Consider the following 15,162-nt stretch of genomic DNA (forward strand, 5'->3'; position numbering starts at 1 on the left):
CGCGATGGACACCCTTGCCGAAGGCTAGACACTTCCCGTTGTTAGGGCGTGTGAGGGACTTGCACCCATTAGAAGACACCCATGCTGGGCGAACAAAAAACAAACCACCGGATAAAAATCCGATGGTCTGTCCCCTTTAAACACCTTTAAACAAAAGAGAGCATGCCCCCTTACTAACTAACCCTCTGCGGGGGCATACTTTTATTTTCGAGCTTCGGCAATATAACCGAACGCCTCTTGACATTTAGCAACGATCCAAGCCCAATCTTTAGCTGCAACAATATCGGCAGGGAAAAGGTTAGAGCCCATACCTACACAAGTTACACCGGCTTTAATCCAGGCAGTCAGGTTTTCCTTAGTAGGTTCTACCCCACCGGTAACCATCAACATAGACCAAGGCATCGGAGCTTTCACGTTCTTCACGAATGAAGGTCCACCGACATTTCCAGCAGGGAACACCTTGCAAAGATCACATCCTACTTCCTGAGCGAAACCGATTTCAGAAACCGAACCACATCCCGGAGTATAGGGGATTAAACGACGATTGCAAATCTTAGCGATTTCAGGATTGAACAATGGACCAACAATGAAGTTTGCACCCAACTGAATGTACATAGCAGCAGTAGCGGGGTCTACGATAGAACCAATACCCAGAATCAAATCCGGACATTCTTTTGCTGCCCACTTCACTAATTCTGCAAATACTTCCTGAGCAAAGTCACCACGGTTAGTGAATTCGAATGCACGAACACCACCATCATAGCAAGCCTTTACCACATCCTTTGCTACTTCTACATCTTTATGATAGAAAACGGGAACCATCCCTGTGCTCGACATTGCACCCAGCACTTGTATCTTATTAAATCTTGCCACCTTGAAATTTACAATTTACCATTTACTATTTACCATTTGATAGTATAGTAAATGAGGTTATTTATTTGTTTATCTTATCTCGCATAGTCAATATTGTTTTGACTATGATTCGCAATAGCTCTTTATTTTCTTTATATAAGTCTTGCAATAACTCAGGTTTTACCATTTCCAATTCCATAATAAGCTCTAACCAATATGCAGTTTCATCAAGCTCCTCTTCTACCATTTTTAACTTATTTAGAAAATCCTTATTCGATTTTCCCAATAAAGCAGCTCTGTAATTTGCTCCGGGAGAAGTTCCTGAACGAACAATCTGATTTATTATAGCTCGACTAGCCGGAGTTGAAGGCTTTTTATCTACTAACTTAATAATCCGTATAGCAAATACCTTTAGCCTTTTAGATAACTCATCAGCAGTCATTCAAATGGTAAGTTGTAAATGGTAAATAGTAAATTACCTAGAGACGCGTCCTGAACCATCACCCTTCATCAAATTCTCCACCTCAGCAACAGTAACTAAGTTGAAGTCACCATAAATAGTGTGTTTCAAACAAGAAGCTGCAACAGCAAATTCAAGAGCCTTCTGGTCATCTGATGGATAAGAAATCAAACCATAGATCAAACCACCCATGAAAGAGTCGCCACCACCTACGCGATCAACGATGTGAGTGATATCGTAACGTTGAGACATTTTCAAGGAACCATCAGAATAAAGAACACCACCCCAGGTATTATGATTAGCGTTGATAGCACCACGCAATGTTACAATCATCTTCTTGCAACGTGGGAATCTCTTCATCATCTGAGTACATACCGATTCAAATTCAGCAGCATTCACTTCGCCACCGGTAGCAGTTACGTCGAAACCTTCCGGTTTGATGCCGAATACTTTCTCGCAGTCCTCTTCGTTACCCAGAATCACATCACAACCTTCTACTAAAGCAGGCATTACCTCATCGGCTGTTTTGCCATATTTCCAAAGGTTCTTGCGGTAGTTCAAGTCAGTTGAAACAGTTACACCCATTTCGTTAGCCACTTTGATCGCCTCCAGACAAGCGTCGGCAGCACCTTGCGACAAAGCAGGAGTAATACCCGTCCAGTGGAACCACTGAGCATCTTTAAATACCTCTTTCCAGTTCACCATTCCCGGTTCAATAGTAGAGATAGAAGAATGAGCACGGTCGTAAACCACTTTAGAAGCACGAGCCACAGCACCGGTTTCAAGGAAGTAGATACCTACGCGTTCGCCACCAAAGATAATTTCATTAGTACCTACGTTGTGCGAACGAAGATCCATGATACACGACTGTGCAATATCATTTTTAGGAAGACGGGTTACAAATTCTGTATCCAAACCATAGTTTGCCAGCGATACGGCAACGTTAGCCTCTCCACCGCCAAAGGTTGCAGTAAACTCTTTAGCCTGTGAAAATCTCAAATAACCAGGAGTAGCCAGACGAAGCATAATTTCTCCAAAAGTAACGACCTTTTTTCCCATAATTCTGCGTTTTAATCTAATAAGTTATTAATATTATTAAGTTTCAATTTCTTATTTCAAAGCAAAAACCAGCTTAAACAACTGATTACTTGACACTTAACGGACTTTTATCAAAAACTTGACTAGCTCCGTGTGCGGGCACAAAGATACAATCAATTTTCATAATAACAAAAATTGTTATATATTTGTGCCAAACTTTTTTCATTTACTATTAGACGATTTACTATTTACGATTGAAGTAACTCAGTAAATTTAAACCCGTAATTATAAAACGGTAATTCCAAGTACATTGGTTCGCCTAATAGTAAATATGAAATAGTAATTTCAATCGTAAATAGTAAATCGTCTAATAGTAAATGAACAAGTTGCCTGAAAGAATCAGAATCAAAGATATCGCGCGTCTGGCAGATGTATCTGTCGGAACAGTAGACCGCGTTATTCATGGACGGAGTGGAGTATCAGAGGCGAGTCGCCTGAGAGTGGAAAAGATACTCAAACAGTTGGACTACCATCCAAACATGTACGCCAGTGCATTGGCTTCCAATAAAAAGTATGCATTCGCCTGCCTTCTGCCCATGCATCTGGAAGGCGAGTATTGGACAGATATTGAAAAAGGAATCCATGAAGCGCTCGAGAACTATTCCGATTTCAATATATCCGCTACAATCAGCTATTACGACCCATACGATTATAATGCGTTTGTAAAAGCAAGCCAGGTTATTTTAGACAGTGAGCCCGACGGGGTACTCTTCGCCCCCACTATTGCAGCGTATACGCAAGGCTTTACAGATGAGCTAAAGTCTAAAGATATACCTTATATATATATAGACTCAAATATCAAGGACATTCCTGCCCTCGCCTTCTTCGGACAACATTCCGGACAAAGCGGGTATTTTGCAGCGCGTATGTTGATGATGCTTGCCGGAAATCCGAATGAGATTATGCTCTTCCGCAAAATCAACGAGGGTATTGTTGGGTCAAATCAACAGGAGAACCGGGAAATCGGTTTCCGTAAATATATGCAAGAACACCATCCGGACTGTCAGATTCTGGAACTTAATCTACATGCTAAGCGCCCTGCCGATGACAATAAAATGCTGGATGACTTCTTCCGTGAGCACCCTACAGTAAACAGTGGCATTACATTCAACTCCAAAGTGTACACAGTTGGAGAATATCTTCTGGAAAGAAACAAAAAGCAGTTCAACCTTATTGGCTATGACTTACTGGAACGCAATGTGGCTTGTCTGAAACAAGGTAGTGTCTCTTTCTTGATAGCCCAACAACCGGAGGTACAAGGATTTAACGGTATAAAAACATTATGCGATCACCTCATCTTTAAGAAAGAAGTTACCGCTATAAACTATATGCCAATAGATTTGTTGAATTCAGAAAATATAGATTTTTACTTAAAAATATACTAATAAGATTAGACTATCATGAAAACAAAGTTCTTACAGATAAATCCTGCTGATAACGTAGCAGTAGCTATCGTAGATCTACCTGCAGGAGAACAAGTTACCATTAATGGAGTAACTACTACGCTTAACGAAGATATACCTGCCGGACATAAATTCGCACTGAAAGATTTTGCCGAAGGAGAAGATATAATTAAATACGGTTATCCCATCGGGCATGCTACAACTGCCAAGAAACAGGGTGACTGGATGAACGAGAACAACATCAAGACCAATCTGGCAGGACTTCTGGATTATACATACCACCCGACTTCAGTTTCTTTAGATATCCCACAGGAAAACCTGACATTTAAAGGATATCGCCGGAAGAATGGCGAAGTGGGCATCCGCAACGAAGTTTGGATTATCCCTACCGTAGGTTGCGTAAACGGCATCATTAATCAGTTGGCCGAAGGTCTTCGCCGTGAAACCGAAGGTAAAGGTGTAGATGCTATCGTAGCTTATCCACACAACTATGGCTGTTCGCAATTGGGAGACGACCATGAAAACACCAAGAAAATCTTGCGTGATATGGTGCTTCACCCCAATGCAGGTGCTGTGCTTGTAGTTGGGTTGGGATGTGAAAATAATCAACCGGACGTATTCCGCGAGTTCCTGGGTGATTATGACCAGGATCGCGTATCTTTCATGGTAACCCAGAAAGTAGGTGACGAATACGAAGAAGGAATGAAACTGCTTCGCGAGTTGTACGAAAAAGCCAGCAAGGATGTCCGTACCGATATTCCATTGAGCGAACTGCGTGTTGGTTTGAAGTGTGGTGGTTCCGATGGTTTCTCGGGTATTACAGCCAATCCATTATTGGGTATGTTCTCTGATTTCCTGATTGCACAAGGCGGTACCAGCGTATTGACCGAAGTGCCTGAAATGTTTGGAGCTGAAACAATCCTGATGAATCGTTGTAAGAACGAAGGTTTATTCGACCAAACTGTGCATTTGATTAATGATTTCAAAGAATATTTCCTTTCTCATGGAGAGCCTGTAGGCGAAAACCCATCGCCAGGCAATAAAGCCGGAGGGATCTCTACATTGGAAGAAAAAGCATTGGGATGTACTCAGAAGTGTGGCAAGAGTTATGTATCGGGTGTACTTCCTTATGGAGAACGTATACAGGTAAAAGGTCTTAATTTGTTGTCTGCTCCGGGTAATGACCTGGTAGCCTCAACTACTTTAGCTGCTGCCGGATGCCATATCGTATTATTTACCACTGGTCGCGGAACTCCATTCGGTACTTTCGTTCCAACCATGAAAATTTCAACCAATACGGCTTTGTTCAACATGAAACCCACCTGGATTGATTTCAATGCCGGAGTCATTGTAGATGGTGAACCAATGGAAGAAACCTGCAAACGTTTTATCAGTTACATCATTGGAGTAGCAAGTGGTGAACTTGTTAACAATGAAAAGAAAGGATATCGCGAGATTGCGATATTTAAAACTGGGGTAACGTTGTAGAATTACAACGATATTTGAACTGTCCAAAAATCAATATTGTAGGGGCGGTTCGTGAACCGCCCACGGCAACATGCCACATAAAAATCGGGCGATTCGCGAATCGCCCCTATGGTATCCTCCAACTCTCCCTTTATCAGAAACAAAGAATGCACCCAAACGTATTCTGACTAAAAAGTCCCCCAAAAGCACCAAATATTAGAATACAAAAGCAAAATAAAAGGTTTTATTTGTATCTACAAAATTGTATCTAAAAAGTGGAAGCATGAAACAATTCTTTATTTTCAGAAAGATGTATGGTGTCGTCATCCTGATATGTTGCCTGATGACATCTCTATTAGCAATGGGACAGCAAATGCCGAGAAGAAACCCTTTGCGCGAAACAAACAATGAGTTTTTTAAAACTGAAGAAGCATGTCGTATTGGCGATCAGGTATTGGCCTATCAACGTTGTACAGGTGGATGGCCTAAGAATATAGACATGGCCCGGAAAATGAGTGGTGAAGAATTGGCGCAGGTATTAAAAGATAAATCGCGCCATGACGACTCGACAACCGACAACAATGCAACATCAATACAGATGACCTATCTGGCTCGTCTGTACCAACAAACAAACGATGTACGTTATCGCGACGCTTTCCGGTTGGGGATAGAATATTTATTGAGTGGCCAGTACGAGAATGGCGGCTGGCCTCAATTCTGGCCCGAAACACGCGGTTATCAAACGCATATCACGTTTAATGATAATGCCATGGTGAACACATTGGAGATATTGCAAAACGTAATGGATGCAAAACCTCCCTACGATGGTAACCTGACCGATAAAGCAATGCGTCAACAACTCTCGAAGGCTTTCGACAAAGGGATTGAGTGTATATTAGCCACACAGATTATAGTAGATGGCCAGCGCACCATATGGTGTCAGCAGCACGACCGAGAAACACTGAAACCAGCTCCGGCACGCGCTTTCGAGCTGCCATCGTATTGCCCACCGGAAACTGCTTCTATCATACGCCTGCTTATGAGTTTGCCAAAGCCCAACGCAAATGTAAAACAGGCTATTCACGGAGCGATGAAGTGGTTCGACACTTATAAACTCACCGGTTTACGCTACGAGCGTACGGGACAGACAAGAGAAGAGCGCAACGTCCGTCTGGTGGAAGACCCGCAAGCTGGTCCAATATGGGCCCGGTATTATGATTTGGAATATTGCGAACCATTTGTTTGCGACCGCGATGGTGTGCCACGGCGCAGGTTGGAGGAAATCGGAATAGAACGCCGTACCGGTTATAGTTGGTATAACAGTCGTCCAGCCGAGCTTTTCTCTATGTATGACACCTGGGCGGATAAATATGATCCGAAACATAAAGTGAATATAAATCTCAAGACCAAAGGAGCTAACGAAAATGGACTCATCCAAATGTATCGCCGACCAACTGTTCACCGCACAGACTTTGATGTGGTGGTAAAAACCGGAGAAAGTATACAAGCAGCCATTAGCAAAGCACCTGAAACACCAACCGAGCCTTTCAAAATCTTAATATCAAAAGGTACGTATAACCAAAAGGTCATCATCGACCGCCCCAACATTGTTCTCGTAGGTGAAGATCGCGACAGTACGATAATCGTACTGGCTGAAACGGCAAAAACACGAGCCATTACCGAATATCGCGGACGTCCTGTAGGCAATGGGGTAATCGTATTGCAGGAAGGTGCGGATGACTGTGTTATCAGCGGACTGACGGTGTATAATAACTACGGAACTACGATTGAGAACACCACTACGCACCAGATGTCTATCTTCGGACGCGCCACACGCACCATCGTTATTAACAGCAATGTATGGGCCGATGGAAACGATGCCCTCTCGCTTTGGGCTCCGGGAAGTAACGGAATGTATTATCATGCCGACCTCAATTTGCGTTGCCCGGGTGTAGATTTCCTCTGTCCTCGTGGATGGTGCTACGCCACACGCTGCCACTTCTACGGCGATAGCCGCGCAATGATCTGGCATGACGGCCGAGGCGAAAAGAGCAAGAAACTGGTAGTCACCAACTCATTTTTTGATGCAAAATCTCCTACTCTTCTCGGTCGCTATCATCACGATTCGCAATTCTTTATTCTCCATTGCAAACTATCGGACAAAGTACTTGATAGCAACATCAGTTATGCATACTCGGATAAAGTGCTCGATCCTTGTCCGTGGGGACAACGCACTTACTACTACGATTGCAGCCGCGAGGGAGGTCACAGCGGTTGGCTTAACAATAACCTGCAAGAGGCTGAAAATGCTCCCGAGTTTCATGGTATCACCGCCCGGTGGACATTCAATGGTAAGTGGGACCCAGAACAACGTGTTCGGGATCTTTGGTATGTGTTGGCTTATTAGAAATTTATAGATAAAATAAAGGATATCCAAAAAGTCAATGATATTGTAGGGGCGGTTCGCGAACCGCCCGATAACACACTGAAAGCTATTTCCTCCGGCTTGGGCGGTTCACGAACCGCCCCTACAGCAAATGGGAAACCTTTCTGAGAGAACCTATCTCATTTTTTCTTCTTGTGTTTCGCCGCAAAAGAAGTAGGTGTTTCGCCAAACATTTTCTTGAAAGAATTAGTAAAATAGGGCTGACTTTCTATTCCGATTTGCATCATTATTTCCCTCATAGTCATATTCTCTTCAATAATCAGCCTTGCAGCTTTTCGTAACCGGTAATTTAAAACAAATTCTACGACTGATTTACCTGTGAGTTTTTTTACTTTAGTATATAGTTTACTTCTGCTCATAGAAAGCTCACTGGCAATCAGATTCACATCCATTTCGGATTGGTCCAGATTTCGTTCCAGAAAATCAGTAATATGTTTTAGAAATTTATTGTCCTGCTCGTTAGATGACAGTTCACTGCTATCAGCATAATAATTTTTTGCGTAATGCTCTTTAAGCAGCTGTTGGTTTTTAAATATATTATGTATGGATAATCTAAGATAGTCAAGATCGATTGGTTTTTCAAAATACAGGTCAGCCCCAGAGTCAACCCCTTCAATTCTACTTTCAAGACTGGTTTTTGCAGTGAGCAGAATAAAAGGTATATGGGATGTATGGATATCTTTCTTTACATCATTACATAACGAAACGCCATCCTTATGGGGCATCATGATATCACTGATTATAAGATCAAAGTCTATTTCGGCAATCAGCTTGGAAGCGTCCAATCCATCCGGTGCCTGAAATGTATTAAAATCATCGGACAATGATTCCACAATAAGGGTTCTCAGGTCTTCATTATCTTCTGCTATAAGAATCTTTTTTTTAGTTGAAGTCAAAATATTCTCACCCATTTCCTCCGCATTGATAATTTCCTCGTTTTCAGTTTGATAGTTTATATCCTCTTTTTCGACTTTAAAATCAGACTCGGCAAAAATAGTTGAATCAACAGGCAGATCAATGACAAAATCAGTTCCACAATTTCTTTCACTATAGATGGTTATACTTCCTTTATGCAATAACACCAAACTTTTTACCAGTGCCAATCCGATACCCGTTCCCAGATGCGAATCGGTATTCACCGTATTTACTTTATAGAACCTTTCGAAAACACTACTAATGGATTCTTTTGATATCCCTACCCCGGTATCGCTAACAATCATACTGAATGTTTCATAACCCGAAACGTCTCCTATCTTATAGCTGTTACCATATTTTGAAACATATTTCTCTGCTCCGGACCGGATTTCTATTGTAATACATCCTTTTTCCGGACTGTATTTAAATGCATTATTCAGCAGATTCATAACCACCTTTCCCAGCACATTTTTGTCCAGATAAATATCATTAGGTAACCGGATATCACATTTTACCTTGAAATCAATGTTCCTTTGTTCCGCATAATCGGTAAAGTCGGCAGCTATTTCGGTAATAAAGTTATTGATATTAATAGGTTCCAAAGATAGTTTCATCTTGCCGTTTTCCACTGTTCTGAAATCCATTAATTCATTAACCAAATTTAGTAATCGCTGTGCATTACCATTTAATATCCTGTAATAATATTCTTTAAGCCCCTCTTTCCTCAATTTATCAAGTGCAGCAATAATCAGAGAAAGAGGTGTTCTGAAATCGTGCGAGATATTGGTAAAAAAGCGAAGCTGTGTCTGATGAATCTGCTCTTGTTTGTCTTTCTCTATGGCCTCCAGATAGAGTTGCATCTTGAGTCTCTTTTTTTCGATATAATAGCGGATAATGATAAATGCAATACTTATAACAATCAGGAAATATACAACATATGCGGGCCAGCTAAACCATGGAGCTGGTTTTCTTATTATTTTAAATACACTGGGAGTATCTCCCCATATACCGTCATTATTTGCTGTATAAACTTCAAAAGAATACGTACCTGCAGGTACTTTAGAATACATGGCGGTTCTGTTTGAAGCAGTGGTTTCAATCCAGTTCTCATCATACCCCAGAAGCCTGTATTTGAAAAGATTCTTTTCGGGTATGTGGTAGTTGTCGGAAGAAAACCGGAAACCAAAATTAGACTGATCATAATCTAATGTTATCACCGGAAGGGAATCTTTCAGCGTATAATCGGCATGAACTGATTTATGATCAATATAGAAGTCGGAGATAATTACTTTGGGATTGTATCTATTGCGGGATATTTCGCGGGGTTCAACTATAGTAAACCCGTTTGTTCCGCCAAAGTATAGTTTATTGTCCTGTCCTTTCATCACAGCCAATGGATAGTAAACCTGTCCTTGAGTACCTTCCCGCTTATCAAACTTTTGAAGATTATTTTGGGTTATATTATAGGCATACAGACCATCATCTGTACCCATCCATATAATTTCGTTATCATAACATATACTGTAAATTGAATAGATTGTATTTGATATATAATCTTTCAAGAAAACAAAAGAAGATGTGTTGGTATCAAATTTTATCAATCCATTGGCAATCGTTCCGATCCAGATATTTCCCGAATCATCCAGACAGAATGTATAAAGCCCCATATAGATAGCCCCATTGAGTGCCATTTTTTCTACCTGTTTATCTTTTGTATCTACCCTGTAGAGATGTTTGTTGGTAATTACCCACAAATATTTCTCTCCTTGCTTTAAAATATCGAATATAAAACTATCACTATTATCTTCTATCAGGTTAATGTGTTCGAATGTTTGGGTATCAAATGAAAAATAAGATATTTGAGGCTTGTAGTGTTGATAGGCAATCCATAAGCCTAAATCATTGTCGAGGATAACTTTACGGATATCATTTACCAATAAAGAATTGGGATTATCTTTTATATTCTGGAAATGATGTATGGCATTCGTTTTCGGCTGGTAATAATCCAATCCACCTTTGAACATCCCGATCCATAGATTCTGATGATTATCAACCACCATAGACTTTACATTGTTGTAGCTTAGTCCATTATTTATAGTAAGATGAAAATAACTGCCGGTTTCTTTATCAATACGGTTAATTCCCCCACCTTCTGTGCCTACCCATAAATACTTCCGATCTTCGGCAAATGAGCTTGCCAGTACATGGTTTAATTCACTATTTTGCGGAGTGTACGATTTAAAGGCATGGCTTTCATTGATATTAATATAACAGATTTTCCCCGAATATGTGCCTAACCATACATTACCTTGCCTGTCATCATTAATGCACCAGATGGAATTGTTTGGTAAACTAAACGGATCTGTTTCCGAATGGGTGTAATGAGTAAGTTTTTGGTTTTGGGGGTTCAATATATACAAGCCGTTAATCGTAATGAACCATAAGTTCCCTCTCTTGTCGATAAAAAGATTTCTTCTTCTGGTATTATTGTTCACTTCGGGAATTAATCCATAATAATCTTCTATCTGAAAGGTGGAGAGGTCTATTTTATATAGTCCGTATTTATCGGTGTTTACCCATAATTTCCCTTGATGAGCATAGGCTTGCACAATGCCGGAGTCATCATTGGGTAGCGACTGACATATAGTAAATTCATGTTTTGCCGGATTGTACCTATATATTTTATGTCGAATAAAAGCATATACTTCACTATTGTATATGCAGATGTTGGTGTTCATAAAAGCTACTGAATCGCCGTCAACGAGTGGTTCATCAAAGGTTCCATCTTTTTCCAATAATCCCCATTTGCTGTTTTTCCGCACCCATATGTTACTATTTTTATCAATTTGTATATCTGACACTTTGTCGGATAAGCGTTTAAAAGTATCGGTAATGGGCGTATAACTGTAAATACCATTGTCGGTATTGACATATAAATTACCATATGAATCGGATGCCATAGTATCGAAAACCCATCGAGTAGTATCGCTGATGGCAGCAAAGTAGGGATAAAACCTTTTGTATTCGAATCCGTCAAAACGATACAGTTCATAGTCCATCATTATCCATACAAACCCATTTTCATCCTGTTCGATAGCTTTTACGCCATCATAGTAAAAACCACCATCGGGCGACATGGTTCGGAATTTATAGTTCTCGGAACTATAAATGGATTGACATGTAAACAGAAGGATGAATGAAAGAAAGAAAATAGAATTCAGATTCTTTATACACATAAGCAGGTTGTATTAAAATGGTTTAGGCGACTCCTTTATGAAACGGAATAAGCAGGATACATACATTTTTAGTAGTATCCTGCTTAAAATTAATCAAATTTATTCGATTTTCCTATCTATTATATACATAGACTTTGATATCGCCTACTGAAACGTTACCATCTTCTTCGTAGTTCCAGTCTGGTTTACCAGCTCTGAGATGCCCCTTGACAAAGTTGATTCTCAGGTATTGAATTTCTTGGAATTTCTCATCCTCCGGTTCTCCGAGGCCAAATACCTGGTATTTTTCGACTTGCAGCTCCTGGGTTTCATATGTACCTAGATCAATCCATGCATCAGATGCCGATTTCTTGCCTTGCAAGGTAAATATGTAACATTGCAAATGTCCATAGTTTAGGCTTCGGTGCCTGTAATATAACTGTGAATATTTTATCACCTCTCCAAAGTCGATATCCAAATAACATGCCGGGCTATAGTTTGGACGTTTCAAAATATCAGGCGCCCAGAAGGTTGAGTTCTTATCGTCCAACAATGCTTCCAATGAACCTTCTTTAGTTTCCAGATTGGAAGACAACATACCAGCATTCATCGGCATTTCAACATACATAGGAGCTTCAGCAATAATTGTCATTTTGGATTCGGCCGTTTGTTTACCTCTGTCATTGGATGTAATAAAGATACTGGTCGATTCTCCGATTTCACCAACAGCTGTTATCACCCCATTTTGATCTACTGTTGCAATTGATTCATCTTCTGAATAATAGGACACTGTTTTATCAGAGGCATTACTTGGATTGATTGTTACGAATTTACTAAGATCGAACGTTTTTCCTACCTCAATTTCAGAATACTGTCCTGACGACCCCAGGTTAATGCTTGATACCAAAACGATATGACTGTAAACCCTCACAGGATATTTCACATATATATTGGGATCTTTTTCCAAAGATACTATTATTGTATCTATTCCCAAAGGCGATGGAATTTCACCTTCGGCTGGTGTTTTTACCAGTGGCGTAATGAGCCCATCAGGAGTAATTTCAATTGCTCCTGTCGTAGTTCCGGTCAGTGAATATTTTACTTTGGATGTCAAATCCTGTGGCATAACAAAAACCTCTAGTTGAAGCGTTTTATTATCTTCCATCCGAATGAATTTCTTGTCGCTATCGGCCTCAACTCCTTTCACTGAGATATTTCCATTTCTTACATCATCATAATCATTACTACATCCATAGAATGCCAGTGATAATGAGATGATACTTATAAGTAAATATATATTTTTCTTCATTGCAATAAGTTTTAATTATCTATCAATTCTTTTTCCAGCCCGGGTTTTGTACCAGATTTGGATTCAGTTGCAATTCTTTTAATGGTATAGGGAAATAATACCTACGGTCATCCCATGGCAAGACTCCATCAATTACGCGGGGGGATTGTGCCCAAGGTACGATAAACCCTTCAGAATCGACAAATGTATTTATATTCTTCTGATACTTAGGCGCTGCCGTTTCTTTAATTCCGGTTACAGGATTTACCTTATCAATTCTTCCGTCATACAGTGCTTCTTTTACAGCAGTCATTTTCATACCCCTCAACGGTACTGTAAATAACTTACCTGCTTTCCAACGCATCAGGTCTTCGTATCTTTTGCCCTCCATCATCATTTCAACACGACGTTCACGTCTTACCTCACGAACGATAGGCGGAACAGAGTAATCCAGTTTTTCGGTATAAATAGCATCGAGACGCGGATCGTTTGGAATATTACTTAAGCTCAATTTAGCTTTCGGATATTTAACGAAGTCAAACCCGGCTCTTTCTCTTAAAGCATTTACAGTTAGGTCTAAATCGCCATCTGTTATTGTTCCAAGTTCAGCTTTGGCTTCGGCATAGATCAACAATAATTCTCCATAGCGGAATATGTGTGCGGTTTGCTTTCCTTTAGGGTTATCATCCCATATCCCTTTATTGGGAAGAAAGTGTTTGATAAACCGATAACCAGTCACTGTTGAATTATACTTTTTATCTGGCGACCCTCCTCCTGTATCTTGAGTGATACGAGGATATATAATTCCAACCTCTTCAATTCCATATTTACCTCCTGCATCATAGTCAAATACGGAAGCATATTCTCCTGGTCTGCAAATGGTTTGGGTTAAACGGGGGTCGCGGTTATCCAGTTCTTCCCACAAGCCATCATATCCTTTAAACAATGGGTTACTAACGTAACTGCCGGGAGCGCCGCTGGTATAAATAGGTTGTCCGTCTATACACAAGTACTCCTCCAACACACCTAGCGGGGCTCCACACGGATAACGGGTATGGTTGTTCATTCCCCAATAACGAGCCACATTTGTTCCTACTGTAGCACCATCGTATACACGAGCCAAAATGGTTTCTTTATTTCCATACTTGCTAGGATGGTCGGTTTGAGAGAAAAGTTGCCAATAAGAATCTGTCGCACTGGCATCTTTGTAAAGTTGATAACGCCCTTTGCTTATAATCTCGTTGGCGGCTTTCGCACTTTCTTCCAGGAATTTGGCTGCGGTGGACTGCAAATTCAGTTCCGTATGGTATTTACGGAATGTGCCTTCGAACAAACAGAACTTAGCTTTCAGGAATAACGCCTGATCTTGGTTCACACGGTCGGCTGGCTCAGCGTTGTCTAGTAAATTGTCCACCGCAAAATTGATACAAGTCATTATACTATCAACCAACTCAACACGTGGTGTTCTGGCTCCGTACAGTTCTGGTGAATCCAAAGATAATTCTTTGGTAAGCCATGGCACTTCGCCCAACGCCAATAGTTTGGTATAATAATCCATTGCTTTGAAGAAATAGGCTTCCGCCGCCCATTTTTTCAGGTCATCGGGATTTGTTACGCTAATTTCCTGATAATGATTCAGGAAATAATTGACTTTTCTCAAGCTTTTCCACTCCCATGGGGCATCATAATACGCAGGAGCAGTATTAGGCGTTTCGTAAGTTCCTGCCAATTTACCATCCGGAGTGGTTCCGGCATAAACAGCATTATCGCTGAATATATCGCTATAAACGATAGGACTTCCACCTCCGGCTAAACCCAAGAAAGTTTTTATTGCGGTAGTTACATTTGTTTCGCCCCTACCATGTCCAATTATATAATATTGGTATAGTCCATCTAAATACAAAGACAAGTCGTCTTCTTTCGTAAAGAATGTCCCATCGGCCATCTTATCTACCGGATCTTGCTGCATAAAATCATCATTACAGGCGGTGAATACCGTTGTAATTATGAACATTGCC

Annotated in this window: 9 protein-coding genes; 3 read left to right on the forward strand and 6 right to left on the reverse strand. The window is 40.6% G+C overall.

Annotation, left to right across the window (positions count from 1 at the left end; genetic code table 11):
* Positions 1-201: 201 nt before the first annotated feature.
* From D0T87_RS15680 to D0T87_RS15690, 3 genes are all read right to left on the reverse strand, one after another.
* Positions 202-873: a bifunctional 4-hydroxy-2-oxoglutarate aldolase/2-dehydro-3-deoxy-phosphogluconate aldolase gene (locus tag D0T87_RS15680; RefSeq protein ID WP_163176088.1), complete on the reverse strand. Its 672-nt coding sequence runs from the start codon at positions 871-873 to the stop codon at positions 202-204.
* A 61-nt stretch (positions 874-934) separates the two neighbouring features.
* Positions 935-1,294: a four helix bundle protein gene (locus D0T87_RS15685; RefSeq protein ID WP_163176089.1), complete on the reverse strand. Its 360-nt coding sequence runs from the start codon at positions 1,292-1,294 to the stop codon at positions 935-937.
* Positions 1,295-1,327: 33 nt separating this feature from the next.
* Positions 1,328-2,371 carry a sugar kinase gene (locus D0T87_RS15690; protein WP_163176090.1) on the reverse strand — a complete coding sequence of 348 codons (1,044 nt, stop codon included), beginning with the start codon at positions 2,369-2,371 and terminating at the stop codon, positions 1,328-1,330.
* Positions 2,372-2,727: 356 nt separating this feature from the next.
* On the opposite strand from D0T87_RS15690, the gene D0T87_RS15695 reads away from it, so the two are divergent.
* From D0T87_RS15695 to pelA, 3 genes are all read left to right on the forward strand, one after another.
* A complete protein-coding gene (locus tag D0T87_RS15695) occupies positions 2,728-3,795 on the forward strand; it encodes a LacI family DNA-binding transcriptional regulator (protein WP_163176091.1) in 1,068 nt (355 codons plus the stop codon).
* A gap of 15 nt (positions 3,796-3,810) precedes the next feature.
* Positions 3,811-5,301 (forward strand): UxaA family hydrolase, encoded by a 1,491-nt coding sequence (locus D0T87_RS15700; RefSeq protein ID WP_163176092.1) that lies wholly within the window; start codon positions 3,811-3,813, stop codon positions 5,299-5,301.
* A 340-nt stretch (positions 5,302-5,641) separates the two neighbouring features.
* Entirely contained in the window at positions 5,642-7,687 is a 2,046-nt protein-coding gene (gene pelA / locus D0T87_RS15705; protein ID WP_239063712.1) for a pectate lyase, read from the forward strand.
* Between the two features lie 158 nt (positions 7,688-7,845).
* On the opposite strand, the gene D0T87_RS15710 is transcribed toward pelA, so the two are convergent.
* The 3 genes from D0T87_RS15710 to D0T87_RS15720 form a co-directional block, all read right to left on the reverse strand.
* Positions 7,846-11,877, reverse strand: coding sequence for a hybrid sensor histidine kinase/response regulator transcription factor (locus D0T87_RS15710; protein WP_239063707.1), 4,032 nt, complete (start codon positions 11,875-11,877; stop codon positions 7,846-7,848).
* A gap of 112 nt (positions 11,878-11,989) precedes the next feature.
* A complete protein-coding gene (locus tag D0T87_RS15715) occupies positions 11,990-13,165 on the reverse strand; it encodes an Ig-like domain-containing protein (RefSeq protein ID WP_163176094.1) in 1,176 nt (391 codons plus the stop codon).
* Between the two features lie 22 nt (positions 13,166-13,187).
* Positions 13,188-15,158 carry a RagB/SusD family nutrient uptake outer membrane protein gene (locus tag D0T87_RS15720; RefSeq protein WP_239063709.1) on the reverse strand — a complete coding sequence of 657 codons (1,971 nt, stop codon included), beginning with the start codon at positions 15,156-15,158 and terminating at the stop codon, positions 13,188-13,190.
* Positions 15,159-15,162 lie beyond the last annotated feature (4 nt).

The organism is Bacteroides sp. 51 (assembly GCF_010500965.1).
Taxonomy (GTDB): domain Bacteria; phylum Bacteroidota; class Bacteroidia; order Bacteroidales; family Bacteroidaceae; genus Bacteroides.